The sequence below is a fragment of the Roseimaritima multifibrata genome (genome assembly GCF_007741495.1).
Classification (GTDB): domain Bacteria; phylum Planctomycetota; class Planctomycetia; order Pirellulales; family Pirellulaceae; genus Roseimaritima; species Roseimaritima multifibrata.
In genome coordinates, this window is the sequence record NZ_CP036262.1 from 6,779,313 (window position 1) to 6,798,188 (window position 18,876).

13 protein-coding genes and 1 tRNA gene are annotated in these 18,876 nt (G+C 56.6%); 9 read left to right on the forward strand and 5 right to left on the reverse strand.

The annotated features are described in order from the left end of the window. The first annotated feature begins 303 nt into the window (after positions 1-303). Together cobA and FF011L_RS24525 are read left to right on the forward strand one after the other, a co-directional pair. Entirely contained in the window at positions 304-1,821 is a 1,518-nt protein-coding gene (cobA, locus tag FF011L_RS24520; RefSeq protein ID WP_246109607.1) for a uroporphyrinogen-III C-methyltransferase, read from the forward strand. Continuing rightward, positions 1,818-2,891, forward strand: a complete 1,074-nt coding sequence (locus FF011L_RS24525) for an NAD(P)-binding domain-containing protein (protein WP_145354570.1) — start codon at positions 1,818-1,820, stop codon at positions 2,889-2,891. The genes cobA and FF011L_RS24525 overlap by 4 nt, the downstream gene beginning before the upstream one ends. A gap of 583 nt (positions 2,892-3,474) precedes the next feature. Here the strand turns inward: FF011L_RS24525 and mtaB are convergent. Beyond that, positions 3,475-4,767, reverse strand: coding sequence for a tRNA (N(6)-L-threonylcarbamoyladenosine(37)-C(2))-methylthiotransferase MtaB (gene mtaB / locus FF011L_RS24530; protein ID WP_246109608.1), 1,293 nt, complete (start codon positions 4,765-4,767; stop codon positions 3,475-3,477). Between the two features lie 38 nt (positions 4,768-4,805). Beyond that, positions 4,806-5,159: an ATP-dependent Clp protease adaptor ClpS gene (locus FF011L_RS24535; RefSeq protein ID WP_145354572.1), complete on the reverse strand. Its 354-nt coding sequence runs from the start codon at positions 5,157-5,159 to the stop codon at positions 4,806-4,808. A gap of 240 nt (positions 5,160-5,399) precedes the next feature. Here FF011L_RS24535 and FF011L_RS24540 point away from each other — a divergent pair, with 240 nt between their 5' ends. Together FF011L_RS24540 and serS are read left to right on the forward strand one after the other, a co-directional pair. After that, positions 5,400-6,782 (forward strand): dipeptidase, encoded by a 1,383-nt coding sequence (locus FF011L_RS24540; protein WP_246109609.1) that lies wholly within the window; start codon positions 5,400-5,402, stop codon positions 6,780-6,782. Positions 6,783-6,998: 216 nt separating this feature from the next. Further along, positions 6,999-8,285, forward strand: a complete 1,287-nt coding sequence (serS, locus tag FF011L_RS24545; protein WP_145354574.1) for a serine--tRNA ligase — start codon at positions 6,999-7,001, stop codon at positions 8,283-8,285. Between the two features lie 239 nt (positions 8,286-8,524). Here serS and FF011L_RS24550 read toward each other — a convergent pair whose 3' ends face one another. Together FF011L_RS24550 and FF011L_RS24555 are read right to left on the reverse strand one after the other, a co-directional pair. Then, complete coding sequence (locus tag FF011L_RS24550) at positions 8,525-9,328, reverse strand: SDR family NAD(P)-dependent oxidoreductase (RefSeq protein ID WP_145354575.1); 804 nt, start codon at positions 9,326-9,328, stop codon at positions 8,525-8,527. 81 nt (positions 9,329-9,409) lie between these two features. After that, positions 9,410-11,254, reverse strand: a complete 1,845-nt coding sequence (locus FF011L_RS24555) for a UbiD family decarboxylase (RefSeq protein WP_145354576.1) — start codon at positions 11,252-11,254, stop codon at positions 9,410-9,412. A gap of 172 nt (positions 11,255-11,426) precedes the next feature. Here FF011L_RS24555 and FF011L_RS24560 point away from each other — a divergent pair, with 172 nt between their 5' ends. The 4 genes from FF011L_RS24560 (at position 11,427) to FF011L_RS24575 (ending at position 16,164) form a co-directional block, all read left to right on the forward strand. Then, positions 11,427-12,869 carry a leucyl aminopeptidase gene (locus FF011L_RS24560; protein WP_145354577.1) on the forward strand — a complete coding sequence of 481 codons (1,443 nt, stop codon included), beginning with the start codon at positions 11,427-11,429 and terminating at the stop codon, positions 12,867-12,869. 839 nt (positions 12,870-13,708) lie between these two features. Next, positions 13,709-15,145 (forward strand): 3-isopropylmalate dehydratase large subunit, encoded by a 1,437-nt coding sequence (gene leuC / locus FF011L_RS24565; protein ID WP_145354578.1) that lies wholly within the window; start codon positions 13,709-13,711, stop codon positions 15,143-15,145. A 53-nt stretch (positions 15,146-15,198) separates the two neighbouring features. Next, a complete protein-coding gene (gene leuD / locus FF011L_RS24570; RefSeq protein ID WP_145354579.1) occupies positions 15,199-15,789 on the forward strand; it encodes a 3-isopropylmalate dehydratase small subunit in 591 nt (196 codons plus the stop codon). Between the two features lie 291 nt (positions 15,790-16,080). Beyond that, positions 16,081-16,164: transfer RNA gene (locus tag FF011L_RS24575), tRNA-Leu, on the forward strand. Positions 16,165-16,627: 463 nt separating this feature from the next. Here the strand turns inward: FF011L_RS24575 and FF011L_RS24580 are convergent. Then, entirely contained in the window at positions 16,628-17,188 is a 561-nt protein-coding gene (locus tag FF011L_RS24580) for an AlkZ-related protein (RefSeq protein WP_145355904.1), read from the reverse strand. A gap of 397 nt (positions 17,189-17,585) precedes the next feature. On the opposite strand from FF011L_RS24580, the gene FF011L_RS24585 reads away from it, so the two are divergent. Continuing rightward, the gene (locus tag FF011L_RS24585) at positions 17,586-18,425 is read left to right on the forward strand and encodes a hypothetical protein (protein ID WP_145354580.1); all 840 of its coding nucleotides are present in this window, start codon (positions 17,586-17,588) and stop codon (positions 18,423-18,425) included. Positions 18,426-18,876 lie beyond the last annotated feature (451 nt).

The window sequence follows — 18,876 nt, forward strand, 5'->3', positions numbered from 1 at the left end:
TCAGATGTAGGGTAAAGCTGAATTGGTTCGGGATGTCCAGCCATGGGCTGTCAAACGGAACCTCAAATTATGTCGGGGGCTCCCTTTTTTGTCTAGGGCCAGCGAATGCTTTGTCGGGGTTGCCTCCCAAGGGGGGACCGGATAACCGAAAACCTGGGCAAGCACCAACGGCCCCAAACACCCTTCGTCCATTTAATTTTGAGACTTGCCCCCGTTTTCCTCGCAATTCCTGAAATTACACTCTAACGAAGCCCTCACTTCCTATTCTAACCTTTCCTACACTCCTTCCGCGGACCGATTCAGTTGAAATGTGCCCAGGTTTACTTGATCGGTTCCGGCCCCGGTGACCCCGGCCTGCTGACGCTCCGCGGAGCCGCCTGTTTGGCCGCTTCGGACGTCGTGCTTTATGACGGGCTAAGCAACGTTGCGATGCTTTCCCACGCCCCCAATGCGCAGCATATCTGCGTTGGCAAGCACGGCCAGAGCCGGATCTGGAAACAGGAAGAAATCATTGCCGAAATGCTGCAGCACGTCTCCCACGGAAAGACCGTTGCCCGCCTAAAAGGAGGCGACCCCGCCGTCTTCGCCCGCACCGCCGAAGAGGTAGACGCTCTTAAAGCTGCTGAAATCCCTTTCGAAATCGTTCCCGGGATCACCGCCGCCCTCGCCGCAGGCAGCTACGCCGGAATTCCCGTCACCCACCGCAAATGGGCCTCCGCGGTCGCTCTGGTCACCGGCCACGAAGAACCTGACAAACCGGAATCGGCACTCGACTGGGATGCTTTGGCAAAATTTCCCGGCACCTTAGTGATCTACATGGGGGTTACGACGGCCGAGACCTGGACCCGGGCCCTCCTGGACGCGGGCAAGCCAGCCGACACGCCGGCCGCGATCCTGCGACGTGTCAGCCTGCCCGACCAACAAAGCATCCACTGCCGCCTAGACGAAGTTACCGACCACCTCACGCCCGCCTCGAAATTCCGACCTCCCGCAATTGTGATCCTAGGAGCGGTAACCAAACTGGCAGAAACGATGAGCTGGTTCGAGCACCGCCCACTGTTTGGCACGCGGATCCTCGTCACAAGACCGGAAAACCAATCCGAAGAACTGGCCGCCGGACTCCGCGAACTTGGAGCCGAGGTCACCTCGCAACCGGCGATCACGATATCAGCTCCCGAATCATGGGACGAAGTCGATCGCTGCCTGAATCAGATCACTGCTGGCGACACGCTGGTTTTCGCCAGCCGCAATGGCGTCCGCTTCCTCGCCAAACGCTGGACCGAAAACGGGCTCGATGCGAGACACTTCGCGGGCGTTCGGATCGCCGCGGTCGGAACCCGGACCGCCGAAGCCCTCCAAGAGCACGGGCTCCGGGCGGACATTGTCCCCGATGACTTTACGGCCGAAGGCTTGGCATCCACATTGTCGCCCGATGCCCAGGACCGCCGATTCTGGCTGATCCGAGCCAGCCGCGGACGAAACGTTTTGGCGGAAACGCTCCAAAACGCAGGCGGGAACGTTGACCAAATCGTTACCTACCGCAATGAAGACACCGCCGTCGCCGACCCGCACATCGCCGACCAACTTCAGCAAGGATCCTTCGACTGGGTCACGGTAACCAGCAGCGCGATCGCTCGCTCGCTGCACAACCTATACGGCGACGCGCTATTCCAAACCAAGCTTGCCAGCATCAGCCCGATCACCACTCAAACGCTCTCTGAAATCGACTCACTGAACGCATCCCCTGTCGCGGCCGAAGCAACCACATTCACCATGGCAGGCCTGATCGAAGCCATCCTGAAACACAAACAGGAATCATGAATCACGCTCCCCTACCCTCGTCCGAAAAAGCCCCTCGAGTCCTGATCGTTGGCGCGGGCCCGATCGGCCTAGAACTGGCTGTCGACCTGCAACGAAATCGCATTCCATTTGAAATCGTCGACGCGGGGCCGATCGGGCAAACCATGAACTGGTGGGCCCCGGAAACCCGCTGGTTCAGCAGCAACGAACGAATCTCGATCGCCGGGGTTCCGCTACTAACGAAAGACCAATCGAAGGCGACGCGTGAGGACTACCTGAACTACCTGCGAGGCATTGCGATTCAGTTCAACCTTCGTGTCCGCACCTACGAACCGGTCACCAAAATCCGCCGCAGCGAGCAAGGCTTCGACGTCGACACGATGCCGCAACAGTCGCTCCGCAGCGACCATTACGACAAAATTGTCCTTGCCATCGGCGGAACCGACCGACCGCGACGCCTGAACGTTCCCGGCGAAGACCTACCGCACGTCGACGGTTACCTGCGTGAACCTCACCGCTACTTCGGACGCCGCGTCTTGATCGTGGGCGGACGGAACAGCGCAGCCGAAGCCGCCCTCCGACTCCACCACGCAGGCGCCCAGGTCAGCCTTAGCTACCGCGGACCCGCATTACCCGAAGAGGGAATCAAATACTGGCTTTTGCCGGAACTGAAAGGACTCTGCAGTGCGGGCAGAATCACCGCCCACTTCGGCAGCGAAGTCGTTCGCATCACCCCGCAAGAAACGGAACTGCGGTCGGCCCAATCGAACGAAACGTTTTCGGTAAAAGCAGACGACGTCCTAACCTTGATCGGATACGAGCAAAACAAATCGCTCTTTCAATCGGCCGGCGTGAACTTGCAAGAGAGCACCCAGCACCCCGAATTCGACTTAGCGACAATGGAAACGAACGTCCCAGGAATCTACGTCGCCGGGACCGCCGTCGCGGGAACTCAAAACAGCCGATACAAAACGTTCTTGGAAAACTGCCACCAGCACGTCGACAAAATCGTCGCCCACCTCACAGGGCAAACCGCGACCGCCCAAGACGACCAATTCCAGAAACAGATCACCGCCCAGCCTGAAAGCTAGAGGTCAGGCCACAACGCTTTTAAAAGGGCAGCACGGTGCCGCATTTCGCTCGGAATGTGAAACTTATAGGCGACGATTTTTTAGCCTTTAGCGCCCACGAAAGTAGCTCCAAAAGGACGTTCTTTCGCGGGGGGCGTAAAAAGAATAAATGAAGAAAGTCTGGCTCCCCTCGCCCTCAAAACAAGCTCGCCTAAAACAGGTTTGATACCGGATCAACGATTCGCCAGCTAATTCAATTAAGGTCAATTTAAAGGCTTGTTTTTGGGGAGAGGGGCTGGGGGAGAGGGGCCGACAGCGTTGGGCAAGGCGTGGCATAATCGGCTGAAATCCGAGGCTTTCACCGCGTCTTCGCTGCAAAATCGCCGCCTGAAAATCTCCCCCTCTCCCCCAGCCCCTCTCCCCCAAGCAAGCTCCACTAAATCAAACAAAGAGGCAGAGATTACGTAACGAGCTAGCAGAGATTTCTTCCGCAACAAAGAGCTCGCTTAGGGGCGAGGGGAGCCAGACTTTCTTCATTTATATATCGCACGTCCCGAGCGAAAGGCGACACTAAAAGAGTCACTGCTCAGAGGCGAAAGGCCCCCTACACGGGCAGACCGACCAATTTTTCGGAAGTTGCATCGACAACCTTTAGGTTGACCAGCGTTCCTCTTTGGACTGGCTGCGAGGCGAAGAATTCGACGGGTGCAAAACGACAACTGGTTCCTCGCATGACCCACTCGTTGTCTTCGACTTGGCCAATTCCGGTTAACCCGCGTGTCGATTCCACGATCGCCTGCACCGTCCGGCCATGCAGCGATTTGAAATAATCTTGGCGAAGGTCCGCCTCCAACGCCAACAACCGCTGGACACGTTCCGCTTGCACTTCCTTATCGACCTGATCTTCCATTTCGGCTGCGGGAGTCCCTCGCCGCTGGCTGTAAGGAAAGACGTGCACCTTGGAGAACCGAGCCTTGCGACATGTTTCCAACGTCTGCTCAAACTCCTCGTCCGTTTCCCCGGGGAAGCCGACGATCACATCGGTTGTCAGCGCGGGCTGATCCAGCGCGTCCTGCAACATCTGGCAACGATCCAAGAACATTCGCGTCCCCCAACGACGACGCATGCGCCGCAGGACGGAATCACTCCCGCTTTGCAAACAGACGTGCATGTGGGGCGCGATCCGCTCGGGATAATCGGTCATGACTTCGATCAGTTCGCGAGTCACTTCCGTCGCTTCGATACTGCTTAGGCGAATCCGAAAATTGCCAGGCAGTTCGGCTAATTCGCGGACCAGATGCGCCAAGCGAACCCACTCTTCCTTGGGTTTGTCTCGATTCCAATCGACGCCGTAATGACCAAGGTGAATCCCCGTCAGAACGACTTCGTGATGCCCCGCCTGAACCAATCGCTGAACTTCTTCGACGATGTGCTGCTTGGGCCGACTGGTCAGTTCGGGGCGAACCATCGGGATAATGCAGTAACTGCAGCGAAGCAGGCAGCCATCCTGAACCTTCACGTACGCTCGCTGGCGACCGGAAAAACCGTCCAGCCCCGTGGGAACGTCAACGACGCCAAAGCGAGTCATCAAATCTGGCAACTCGCGTTTATCGGTGACCACGTCGACTACGTTAGGAAGGCTGGCGACCTCCTCAGGGGCCCGGGTTGCGTAGCAGCCCATGACGACGATGCGAGAATCCGGATTCCTTCTGGCCAATCGGCGAATCATTTGCCGGCTTTTAGAATCCCCCTCGGACGTGACCGTGCAGGTATTCACGATACAGACATCCGCCTGTTCATCACCCTCCGCATCATCGAATCCGATGCGGCTTAAGCCTTGACGAACAAGTTCGGTTTCGTACTGGTTGACCTTGCACCCCAAGGTCACGGTTCGCATCTTTGCCGACATAATTTACGGTCTACTTTGGTACCGGTTTATTCAGGAACCGGCTCGATGGATGCACTCATACTGCCTTTGCAGCGAGTCACACCACCGTCCGCTCCATAAGCGTGGATCTGGTCTCTCTTCAATTCGGCCAATTCCATCGTCGTGGTCATGCAAATCACACGCCCGGAGGAATCGACTTCTTTGGCCATTTGCATCCCTCGTTCGCGAGGGTGCCCAAACAGCTCACGTAACATCATGATTACGTAGTCATAGGAATGATCGGTATCATCCCACAGGATCACATTATACCGAGGTTGCCGTTTAGGAGCCGTACGCTGACGGCGAGACTGTTGTTCTCGCTCGGCGGGTGGTTCCAATACAGCGGCTTGAGATTCTTTCATGATCAAGCATCCTTCCTAAATTCCAAAACAACCAACATCGACTAATACAGTTCAGTCTAGGCCCATCCTCCCGAGGGGAGCGACGTAGCCTCGATTCGTAACAAGGCTATATTGTAGCGCTAATACGACTCAATAAACCAGCGTTCTTTTCATTTCCGGCATCACCGATTTGTGAAAAACAATCGCTGAAAGTGGCATTTCCACTACATTCCGCATTTTTCCCTCAACCGGCAGACTCACGTGACCTCTAACACCATAGACACTCTGCTTGATTCGCACCAACAGGCTCATACGGAAGATTTGATCGAATGGCTGCGGATTCCCAGCGTTAGCAGTGACCCAAAGGCTAAAAAAGAGGTTCGCGAAGCCGGCCAGTGGGTGGCCGATCTGCTGCGAAATGCGGGACTTCAGACCGAATGGATCGAAACCCAAGGGCATCCTCTGGTCTACGCCACCACCCCGCCGGTCCCGGGAGCCCCCGTCGCACTCGTCTACGGTCACTACGATGTCCAGCCTCCAGAACCACTCGATTTGTGGGATTCCCCCGCTTTCGAACCCGACATCCGGGACGGAAACATCTACGCTCGCGGAGCAACCGACGACAAGGGACAAGTCCTGACGCACGTCCAAGCGGTCCTTCGCCTGCTGGAAACGGGCCAGCCCCTGCCGCTGCAAATCAAATTCCTGATCGAGGGCGAAGAGGAAGTCGGCAGCGAGAACCTGGAACGCATGCTTCCCGAATTGGCGGACAAACTTGCCTGCGACGTGGTCGTGATCAGCGACAGCAGCCAGTTTGCGCCGGGCCAGCCCGCCATCACCTATGGGCTGCGAGGCATCACCACGTTTGAACTGAAGGTCTTCGGCCCCAGCCAAGACCTGCACAGCGGCTCATTTGGTGGTGCGGTAATGAATCCGGGGATCGCCCTCAGCAAACTGATCGCTTCGATGATCAACGACGACGGCCAGATCCAGCTGCCCGGTTTCTACGACGACGTCCAACCACTGACCGACGAAGAACGGCAGCAGTTCGCCAGCCTTCCCTTCGAGGATGCCGAATTCGCAAGGTCCCTCGGAGTCGCCAAGCTAGCTGGCGAGAAGGGCTACACGACGCTGGAACGCAAATGGGCTCGACCAACCTTTGACGTCAACGGCCTGACATGTGGTCACCAAGGGCCTGGAGCCAAAACCATTATCCCGGCGACCGCATCGGCAAAACTGAGCTTCCGATTGGTCCCCAACCAAGACCCTCAAAAAATCGCCGAAGCACTCGAAGCCCACGTTGCCCAGCACACGCCCGTGGGAGTCACCACAAAAATCACGCCCGATCACGGAGCCCCCGGGATGGTCGCGAACCTGAAAAGCCCCTTCATCGCAGCGGCCCAAACCGCCCTCGAAGCCGCCTTCGGTAAACCACCGGTCCTGATCCGCGAAGGGGGATCGATCCCCATCGTGCAAAAGTTCCAAGAGACCCTTGGTGCCGATTGTTTACTACTGGGATGGGGACTGAATGACGATAACGCGCATAGCCCCAACGAAAAGTTCTGCTTGGCAGACTACCATCGCGGGATCAAAGCGAGTGCCCACCTATGGCAGCAAATCGGATCACTGAACCAAAACCGTTAACAGACCGGCAACCTTATTAAATGTCGCCTTTAAATGTCGCCTTTCGCGGAGCGAAAGGCGACAAACGATTAAAACGGCTGCCCGTCACGAAACCGACGACCTGCAGGCTTACCAGCTTGCACAAGAACCAATCACCCAAAACTCTCGTTGCAGTAAACAATCTAGCAACTCATCGATACGCCCTTCGGCCTTTCCCCTCTAGACGATTTTTTTCCGATGCTTGACCGTAAATACATTCTTGAAAACGCCGACGCCGTCACTGCCAACTGCACTCGACGAGGCGTGAAGTGCGACGTCCCGAAATTGGTCCAACTGGAAACGGAGCGACTGGAGAAACTTAAAGAAGCCCAAGAACTAAACCGTCAGGCCAACGAAGTCAGCAAGCAGATCGGCAAAGCCAAGGACAACGACGAACGGCAGCAGTTCATCGACCGCGGTCGCGAACTACGCGAAGCCAAAGACACGGCTCAGAAACAGACCGATGCACTGGAAGAACAAATCCTGGAAATCCAGCGAGCCATCCCCAACCTGACGCATCCGGACGCACCGACCGGCGGCGAAGAGGATGCCACCGAACAAGGGTTCGGCAAAACTCCGAAACCGACATTCGATTTCAAACCGCTCGATCACCTGGAACTGGCCGAACGTCACGACATGCTCGATTTCGAGGCGGGAGCTCGTGTTGCGGGCGCCGGCTTCTACTTCCTCAAAAACGACGCGGTCCGCCTAGACCTTGCGCTTCAGCAATTTGCGGTCGCCTTCCTCAGCGATCGAGGCTTCACGCCCGTTTCGACCCCCGACGTTGCCCTGACCGAAATCCTCAAAGGGACCGGATTCCAACCCCGCGGCCCCGAGACTCAGATTTATTCGATCGAAAACACCGAACTGAACTTGGTCGCGACCGCAGAAATCACCCTGGGAGGCATGTTATCAGGGCAAACGATGCAGGCCGACGAACTACCACTGAAACTTTGCGGGCTGAGCCACTGCTTCCGCACCGAAGCTGGCGCCGCGGGCCGCGCGTCAAAAGGGCTGTACCGAGTCCACCAGTTCAGCAAAGTCGAAATGTTCGCCTTCACGTCGCCCGAAGCAAGCGACCAAATGCACGAAGAACTTCGCCAGATCGAATGCGAACTATACGACGCCCTGGAGATCCCCTTCCGAATCATCGACACCGCCAGCGGCGACCTGGGCGGACCAGCCTACCGCAAGTACGACCTCGAGGCGTGGATGCCTGGACGTGGCGAAAACGGAGAGTGGGGAGAAATCACCAGCACCAGCAACTGCACCGATTACCAATCGCGTCGATTAAACATCCGGTTCAAAACGGCGGGTCAAAAAGGGACGCAGTTCGCCCACACGCTAAACGGAACCGCCGTCGCAACGGGCCGAACGATGATCGCCATCATCGAAAACAACCAGCAAGCCGACGGCTCGATCAAAGTCCCCACGGCGCTCCAGCCCTGGGTCGGAAAAGCCGTCATCGGCGAAGCAGTGACCTAGTGTCGCCTTTCGCTCCACGAAAGAATTAGCGGCGAAAATCTTGCCCCCCTCGCCCTCAAAACAAGCGCGTTTAAAACAGGTTTGATATTGAATCAACTGTTCGCTAGCTAGTTCAGTTGACCGCGACTCAAAGGCTTGTTTTGGGGGAGAGGGGAGCCGGACTTTCGTCAGTTAAAAATTCCACATCCCCCGCGAAAGCAGCTCCAAAAGGACGTTCTTTCGCGGAACCAAAGGCGCCACTACCCGATCTTGTGCTTGGTTTGCAGACCGTCGTCGGCGTAGATCGTGCGGCCTCCGTCGACGGGGATCGCCGCTCCGGTTACGAAATCGTTTTCGACCAGAAACTGCACCGCGTGTGCAACGTGCTCCGGCGTCCCGACTCGCTTCAGCAGTGTGCTACCCATCACGGCAGCTTGCGTTGCCGTAGGCAAATCGTCCCCCAACAACACCGGCCCGGGATGAATGCAGTTTACTCGGACCGCACGGTTACGTTCGGCAAGCTCGACCGCCAGCGACCTCGTCATCCCTTCGATCGCCCCTTTGCTGGGAAAATAGGCCGCGTGGTCTAAGTAGGGACGGACCAAACCCCAGTCACCGATATTGATGATGACTCCACCCTTCGGCTGAGTCACCATCTGCAGGCCCGCCGATCGAGCCGCTACAAAAGTCCCCAGCGTGTTCACTTCGAAGTATCGCCGCACGTCCTCCGGCGTTACGTCTTCGAGTCGCTTCGGTTCCCAGATCGCGGCACTGTTGACAAGAATGTCCAGCCGTCCAAACGTCTCCACCACCTCCTCGATCATCCGCTCAACCTGCTCGGATTTTTCGATCGACGCTTGAACGACGATCGTTTCAACGCCCTCCGATCGCAATTCGCTGGCCGTCCGTTCTGCCGCTTCCATACTGGAATTGGCATGGATCACGATGCGGCAACCCAGCGATGCTAAATGTCGAGCAATCACATTGCCAACGCGTGGAGCTCCGCTACCGGTAACCAGTGCGACGGGATGGGGATCCGCAAACAGTTTTGCAATACGAGACATCTAACAATCCACCCAAAGATAACGGTTCAAAGCGATAACGATTCAAGGCTTAAGAACCTGATCGGCCACATGCTACCGGCATTACAAATACTTTGCCAATGCGTCCCCACGCGTCGCCCGCGCATCGACTTGGCGCGTCGTGTCGGGGTCCTCCATAAGCGGAGGCGCATGATGCGTCTTGGTCCTAGCATCCACCACCAGCGCTCCGCGGCAGCCCCAATGCTTGTCCCGAATCCCCTCTGCAACCCCATAGATATCGACCGCCGGATTGCTTCGCGTAAAAGTAACCCACAACCAATTCTTCAAACCAGCTGCCGCAAACCGCGAATCGTCGCAAACCGTCACCCACGGAAAAGCATCCAGAGGCCCGCCCACCGTCTGTGAAGCGACAAACCCGACCATCGCATCTCGATACAACCGATCGCCAGCAACACACCGCGGGCCCTCGATCGCCAAAACCCCGGGAGCAACCACCTGCGGGTTGGAGAACCCATCGGGCAGCACCAGACCGCTCGGAACCTCAGTCGGTAATTCACGACGAACCGGTCCGGTTGCCGCCAGAATCACCTTCGACCCGCGATTCAAACCGTCTCCGCTGTAATCAAGCGTATCGATCGTCGTTCGCGTCTGGAAATGCAAATCCCGCCGCCAATCGATTCGCTGCAACAAGTGCTGCAGGACGGCACCGCAATCATCGACATCCAATTCCGGATCGTCCGCTTCATTGACGATCATCAAATACTTGGCCAGCGACAACTGACCGTTCCCAAGAATCGCATTCGCTTGAATCAGCAATTCCTGCGGCTCTGCGGCCCGCGAGAACGGCATGTAGCGTTCGCTGCCGACCGCCATCAACAATGGATGGACCCCTGCCGCGTCGACTGCGTGAACCCCTTTCACTCCCGGCAATACCGTCGGGATAATCGGGCCGGTCAATTCGTGAATCAACTGCCCAAACGTTGTATCTTCCTGCGGCGGCCGCCCCACGACCGTGAAAGGCCAGATCGCATCCTTGCGATGATAAACGGAGCGAACTTTCATTACAGGAAAGGGATGCTGCAAGCTGTAATAGCCCAGATGGTCCCCAAAAGGCCCCTCCGGCTTGGTTGCTTGAGGATCGATTTCGCCCACGATCGAAAAATCGGCATCGGCATAAAAAGGAGCCGATTTTCCGTCTCGCAACATTCCGACGCGGCGTCCCGAAAGGGCTCCTGCAAACGTCAGTTCGCCTAAACCTTCAGGCAATGGCATCACTGCGGCCAACGTCATCGCCGGCGTCCCACCGACGTTGATCGATACGGGCAGAGCCTGATTCTTAGCAGCGGCGTGCTGATGATGGACTCCGATCCCACGCTGGATCTGGTAGTGCAGCCCGACCTCATGCTGGGGATCGTATTCATTCCCCGACAACTGGACTCGGTACATTCCCAGATTGCATTTCATCAACACATCGGGCGATACCGGGTCGGCGGAAAGAACCTGCGGCAAGGTCACAAACGCTCCACCGTCATCGGGCCAACACTTCAGCTGCGGCAATTCAGATAGTTGGCACTGATTCGCCTTGACCGGCCCACTTCGCCGATAGCGAGGCAGCATACGAATCGCGGTCAACGGCGACCCCGCATATCGCCACGGGCGACGCGCGAGCGCAGGCGGATCGATCTTCAATTCAATCAACCGCCGAACCGATTCCAGCGTATCGCGAAACAGATAGCGAGCCTGCTCCAGCGAACCAAAAAGATTGGAAACCATCGGAAACCGGCAGCCCTTCACGTTCGTGAACAGAACCGCGGGCCCACCCGACGCGTAGACGCGGCGTTGGATTTCGGCGATCTCCAAATTCGGATCGACCGAATCGGAACACTCGATCAAATAACCGCCACGACGCAAATCTTCCACGGCGTCACGGGTACTACGATGTTTCATAAAATGGCTTCATTAGTAACGAACAATATTGGCAACGAACAATAATTGCCTCCATTCCACCCGCCGCACGATAGAACAAAGCGGGCAAGAGCGCTAGAATGGCGGTCAAACGGCCTCGGTCATGCCACCTAAGATTTTTCTCATTTTGCTCGCACCTTCAAATCGATAGATCATGGAATTCAAAACCAGCCCAAACGTTCTCCCCAGTGATTGTATCGTGCTGGGAATCGATGCCGATGGGCAGCTTTCAAAGTCTGCTCAAACCATCGATCAACAAGCTGGAAACGTTCTCAGCCGAGCCGTCAAAGCGGGCGACATCTCTTCAAAATCTGGCAAGACGACGCTGGTTCCGCTTCCCGAAACCTCCGACCACGCGGCCGCTCTGGTTATCGCTACTGGCAAAACCGAAGAACTTTCCGTCGAACAAGCGTACCGTCTGGGTGCGATCAGCCTGAAAACACTGTCCGATCGCCAACGGGACCAAATCGGTGTCACCTTAACCGCCGGCTGGGCACCCGAATTCGTGGAAGCCTTTGTCGCCGGAGCGTGTGCCGGATCGAACGGACAAGGGATCTACCTGGCCGAACCAAAACTGATGGCCCCAAAAACCGTCACCCTGGTAGGAGCCGACGAAGCCGCCGTTCGCAGCGGCCAAATCCTGGGCAATTCGGTCAACCTGACCCGCCGATTGGTCAACGAACCTGGAAACGTGATCTACCCCGAAACCTTTGCCCAGCGAGCCAAAACGGTCGCCGACGAATGCGGGCTGGCGATCGAAATCTGGGACGAAAAGAAACTTGAAGAAGAAAACTGCCAAGCGATCCTGGCCGTCGGCCGCGGCTCGGTCCATCCTCCTCGCTTGGTCAAAATCACCTACAACGGTGCCCCCGACAACAAAGACGCCCCTGTGGCACTGGTTGGAAAAGGGGTCACATTTGACAGCGGCGGGCTGTCTCTCAAGCCCAGCCCCTCCATGCTGGACATGAAAATGGACATGGCAGGAGCGGCAACGGTCCTCGGAGTCCTACAGTGCATCGCTCAACTGAAACTCCCCTGTAACGTTGTTGGATACATGGGATTGGCCGAAAACATGCTGGACGGCGACAACTATCGGCTGGGCGACGTGATTCGCTCCCGCAGCGGAAAAACGATCGAAATTCACAATACCGACGCCGAAGGACGAGTCGTTTTGGCGGACGTTTTGGATGTCGCCAACGAAGGCAACCCAGCCTCAATCGTCGATTTGGCGACTCTCACCGGAGCCTGCCTGGTTGCCCTTGGCACGAAAATCGTCGGTCTGATGGGCAACAACGATGCCCTTCAAAGCGAAATCCAAACGGCCGCCAAAGAGGTCGGGGAACACGTCTGGCCGCTGCCGATGCACAGTTTCTTTGACGAGCAAGTTCGCAGCAAAGTCGCCGACCTGAAAAACGTCGGCGATGGACGTTGGGGCGGATCGATCACCGCCGCCAAGTTCCTGGAAGCCTTTGTGGGCGACACCCCTTGGCTGCACATGGATATCGCCGGCCCCGCCTTCGCGGACTCCGCCACCCCCGAACAGGACGCAGGCGGCACCGGAGCCATGGTGCGAACCCTAGTCCAGTGGCTGCGATAACCAAGCCTGTCAAGTAACGTAGCCGCGTCTCTCCGAGACGCGGAATTCCCGCCGTCTTGGAAAGAGGGAGCTACGGGCAAAGCGTAGCCGCGTCTCTCCGAGACGTGCGATTTTATTACTGCAAGATTTGAATCCTAGCGGAACCATCAATGTCGCTCGGTTCTCAAAGAAAAACTGGCTCCCCTCGCCCCTAAGCAAGCTCCTAGTTGCAGAAGAAATCTTGGCTCGTTCATTACGTGATCTCTGCCTTTTTGTTTGATTTGGCGAAGCTTGCTTGGGGGGAGAGGGGCTGGGGGAGGGGGGGAGTTTTCGCGAGGCAATTTTGCAGCGACGGCCCGTTAACGTCCCGCACTTCAAGCGGTTCTGCCACGCCTTGCCCTACCCCTGTCGGCCCCCTCTCCCCCAGCCCCTCTCCCCCAAAACAAGCCTTTGAATTGCCGTCGATTGGACCAGCTAACGAACCGTTGCTCCAATATCAAAACTGTTTTAAGAGAGCTTGTTTTGAGGGCGAGGGGAGCCAGTTTTTCTTTGAGAGCCGAGCGACAATCCGAACGCCGCCACTTGTTTGTCCGACAATCCTATCCGGCAACTTATAGATTTCCCGTCTCTCCGAGACGAGGAATTCCCGTCGTCTTGGAAAGAGGGAGCCACGGGAGCATCACAGGGCCGGAAAAACTCACGCTCAGCCGAAGCCAAATTGCTAGACCTTTGGTTAATAGGCAATGGCGGTTAAACTAAGCTTCTGCGAACCGGCCGGGATCTTAAAATCCCTTTGCTGTTTTTGCAGAGATTCCCTTTCCTCCCCCTCAAACTGACGCGTTTTCCGACGCTGACTTGCAATGAGTGACTCGACAGCCCCTGCGGGCTCTCCGCAGACGATGTTCGAAAAGATCTGGAACAACCACGTTGTTCATTCCGAACCCGGAAAACAGGCGATCCTGTACATCGACCTCCATTTAGTCCACGAAGTCACCAGCCCTCAGGCGTTTGAAGGACTGCGGATCAACAACCGCACCGTCCGCCGCCCCGAACGCACCATCGCGACTCCGGACCATAACGTCCCGACCTCCGATCGCTCGCTCCCCATCGCCGACCCGATCGCCAAGATCCAAATCGAAACCCTGCGGAAAAACTGCTCGGAATTTGACGTTCAGCTCTTCGACATCGACGACGTCCGCCAGGGAATCGTCCACGTCATCGGCCCCGAAAACGGCTACACCCAGCCAGGCATGACGATCGTCTGCGGCGACAGCCACACCGCCACGCACGGTGCCTTTGGTTCCCTTGCCTTCGGAATCGGCACCAGTGAAGTCGAACACGTTTTGGCAACCCAGACGCTGCTTCAGTACAAACCCAAAACGTTCGAACTGCGCGTCGACGGGGAACTTGCTCCGGGCGTGACCGCCAAGGACATGATCCTCTATCTGATCGGCCAGATCGGAACCGCTGGCGGCACCGGATACGTGCTGGAATTCACCGGCGACTGCATGACCGCACTGTCGATGGAAGAACGGATGACCGTTTGCAACATGTCGATCGAAGCGGGAGCTCGAGCCGGCATGATCGCCCCCGACCAAACGACTTTTGATTATCTGAAAGGTCGCCCGCAAGCCCCGCAAGGCGCTGCCTTTGATGCGGCGGTTGCCAAATGGAAACAGCTTCCCAGCGATGCCGGAGCTCAATACGATCTTTCCAGAACCTTCCAGGGAAGTGACATCCAGCCGCAAGTGACCTGGGGAACCAACCCCGGTCAAGTTCGCAGCGTCACCGACTCGACGCCCAACCCCTCGGACTTCAGCGATCCAACCGAACAGAAAACGACCGCAAACGCGCTTGAATACATGGGACTAGAGGCCGGCACTCGGCTGACCGATGTTTCCATCAACCGAGTCTTCATCGGATCGTGCACCAACGCCCGCATCGAAGACCTGCGAGCCGCCGCAGCGGTCGCCAAAGGGCATCATGTCAGCGATTCGGTAAACGCAATGGTTGTCCCCGGCAGCGGACAGGTTAAGCGTCAAGCCGAGAAAGAGGGCCTGGACCAGATCTTCAAAGAGGCCGGATTCGACTGGCGAGAAGCCGGTTGCAGCATGTGCTTGGCGATGAACCCGGACAAACTGGAACCGGGCGAACGCTGTGCTAGTACCAGCAACCGCAACTTCGAAGGTCGCCAAGGCAAAGGCGGACGGACTCACCTGGTCAGTCCCGCCATGGCCGCAGCCGCCGCCGTCAGCGGGCACTTCGTCGACATCCGCGACTGGAAATACCAGTCCTAATCGTCCGCGACAGTCCCAGCCTTCCCACACATCACCAGCACTCAAGCAAACCCATGCAAAATTTCACCATTCACACCGGTGTGGTCGCCACCATGGACCGCGCCAACGTCGACACCGACCAGATCATTCCCAAGCAGTTCCTGAAGCGAATTGAACGGACCGGCTTTGGAGAATTCCTCTTTTTCGATTGGCGTTACGAAGAGGACGGCAAGACTCCGAACCCAACCTTCGAACTGAATCAAGTCGACGTCAAAGGGGCATCCGTCCTGGTGACTCGCCGCAACTTCGGCAACGGCAGCAGCCGCGAGCACGCGGTATGGGCGTTGGACGATTTCGGAATTCGCTGCGTCATCGCCCCATCGTTTGCGGACATTTTCTTCAACAACTGTTTCAAGAACGGGCTGTTGCCGATCACGCTTTCCGAAGCCGACATCGACATCCTTTTTGAAAAAACGAAGGCGCAGTCGCCTTATCAAATCACCGTCGACCTAGAAACGCAAACCATCACCGACAACCAGGGATTCGAACGCAAATTCGAAGTCGAACCCTACCGTCGCCACTGCCTGATGAACGGTCTAGACGACATCGCGCTGACACTAGAGCACGAAGCCAAGATCACCGAATTCGAAAACGCAAACGCCTAGGCCACAGGCTTTGAGCAGCAGCGGGCGAATTTCTTAGCGGAGCGGCGCAAGCCGCCCGGCAAATACGCGGGGCATCCAAGGCAATGGCCGGACGGCTCGCGCCGTACCGCTACGAAACCAACTGGCACTGGGCTAACGCCCAAGGCCACAGGCTTTGGCACCAGCGGGCGAATTTACAAACCAAAGGCGATACGCCTTCCCCTAAAAGGCCCACAAAAACGCAAGTTTTTCAGGCAAACAGAGGGGGCTTGTCAAACGCAAGAAACCTAGGGATACTCTGGACCAAATTAAGCCGGAGTGGCGGAATTGGCAGACGCGCTGGATTCAAAATCCAGTTGGTGCAAACCAGTGTGGGTTCAAGTCCCACCTCCGGTACTTAATACAGAAAAAGGACTTAGGTCGATTGACCTGAGTCCTTTTTTTGTGCATTGCCTTGCCCAGCGAGCGGCCCCTGCGACTTACATTGAATGCAGCAAGGAGATGACATCGTTGCTTGCCCGAACCTGACTGGAACCTGAGAACATCCGATCAGGGCGCTAATGCCCTTAGCTTTGCAAGCACGGCCCGGGTGCTGGTGCATTTCATTCGAAAACATCACCCCGCTCCCTTCGTTTCCAGCTAGGGCAACCTGGCGCATCCATTCGCGAAATTCGTGTTATTAGCGGGCAATGTCTCACACCTTGCTTTGCCCGCGAACGGCGCTAACTTTTGCGTTCGTGATACTCGGTCGCCCCCCCGCAAATGCGCGACCTGCGCCCGCGAAGCTTACCAAGCTACCGACGACACTTGTCGCGGTCGCCAAACACCTCCTGCAAATTAAAACGACGCTCTTAACACTTTATGATGGCAGCAAGCCATCGCGTTCGTGTTGCTGCACGATTTCCAGGTGCATCTCGCGCATGGTTATCCAGAAATCGTTTTTGAGGGCTGGATCGTTCGAGCGCACGATGTTCAGACTGACCTGCAAGTTCTTAAGCGCCGTATCGAATTGACTCTTTGTACACGCCAGACTGGCGATGGCTCGCTTGCGCAGTGGTCCGGTAAACGATGCTTCCAAGCGGATGAAATCGTACACTTCTTGCGTAAGAGAATTCAGTTCACCTACCGGCTGATAAGCCTCTTTGTAGTGAACATCGCGGAAGTACTGCATTTCCATCAGCACAGCATCGCCCCCTGGGATTTTTCCGTAGAACACCTCGTCGGGGTAGGTCTGAGGAATCCGCGTCTTCCAATCCCAAACCGCTTTCACCTTCGGACTCCAGCCCCCCGCTTTCGGTTTCTCTTCGGACAAATCTGTACTGCCCCACAAGGAAGGATGCGGGGATCCTCGGCTGCCGAAAACTGTACAGACCTTGTTCTTCAAAACAAATTGGTAGGCTTCATCAAATGTGTGAATCATGTTTGCCATACAAGAACCTCTAACGGATTCGGTCTCGGCTGAAGAGAGAATCGTTCCAGCGGAACAGGGAACGCTACTTTTTCGCTATTTTCCCTTTCGGGACCTCCATCGGTACTGGAACAAGTTTGGCGATGGTCCCGCCTTCAAATCCAGCTCCATCCTACGTTTGAGGTTTCCATTGTGAAGGGGCGAGCGAACACGATGGGGCCGACGAACGACCACGATCGATCCGCCCCGAAAAGGCGAACCACCACCATGCTTTGGGTTTGGTCTGCAAGCCGCGACATGATTCCAATTTGACTCTCGGGCCTGATGACGTAGGTTTGCATAGCGAGTATCTGTCTGGGTGCCTCCACCCCTCCATCCTGCGCGGTCAAGAACTTCTATGAACCATCCAATGCCTCCGGAAACTCAACCCGTTTCGTCCCCCGCTAAGCCTCGACGAAACTGGATCATCATCGCCTTATTGGTCCTCTTTATTAGCCCGATTGTCCTGACCGTTGGCGTCGTCTGCTTGCTGGCATTTGTTGCGGTGCTGGGCGGATCGGCCGCTATCGAACAGGCGAAACTGCAAACCGAGGCAAAATTGCAAACCGAAGCGACCGTCGTGTCGACCCAAGCCTTCAGCGATGCCCCCAGCCCCGGCGACCCCCTGATCGCCGAAGTCGAAAGCCCTCAGGAAAGCCCCATCGTCGAGTCACCGTTTGTCGAGGTCGATGAGACTCCACGAACGCCTGAACCGACTTCGCTGCGATTTAACGACCTGACTTTCTCACTCCGTTTTGTCGACAAGAATGATTCGACGGGAACCCTTAACGAATACATCCCCGATGGCGAAACGCTAGAACGCTGGACCCAAATGATCGCCGTTCGCGACCAGCCAATTAACGTCGATCCTGCCACCGTCGCTCAAGGAGCCGCAGAAGCTTTACAAAAAATCAATCCACAGGCCCCTTATAAACTTTGGCAAAGCGACGACGGACTCAGCCACGGTATCGATTTTGCAACATGGCAAGGCGACATCGCTGAGTACAACATTTTTGTTTACACGCGATCAGCGGACAAGAAAAGCATTGCCAGCTACCAGTACGCTGAACGAGCTTACGGCGATGAAAGACAAGCCTTTTTGGACGACCTAAAAAACCGCCGCAAAGATCTGATCGGCGAAGTGACGGAGTTTCGTTTTCCCGTCCTGACCGAGCAAGCCCCGCCGTACCAACTGATCTCGCAGCCGTAAGGCTGTCCGGAAAGGGCGGAACATGTAGCCCGGAGGGCGGCAGATACTTGCCGGCGGTGCAAGCCGCCGGAGTGGGTATCGCGAAAAGGAAAGCCCAGCGGGCGACAGAACCACCCTTGTCTGTCGCCCGCTGGGCTTTTGTGCGCACGCTCGCTAGGTTTCCGTTGGCTTACACCAACGGCAAGTATCTGTCGCCCGCTGGGCTAAAATCGCTGCACTCAGACTCGGATGAGCAGGCCTGAAACCGTCACCTACAAGTTTCACTTCGCGGAGCGAAAGGCGACACTACGAGACTCACGGCCTTGCGTTGCGACTCTTTCTTTGCTTGGGCGGACGCTCCCACTCATTTATTGGGGAGATAGCCTGGGGAGGGTATCGTGGCAAAAAGAGACTTTTAGGGTATCTTATTGTCCTCTACCGATTCCTCTCCGCTAGCTCGTCTCCCCTCGTT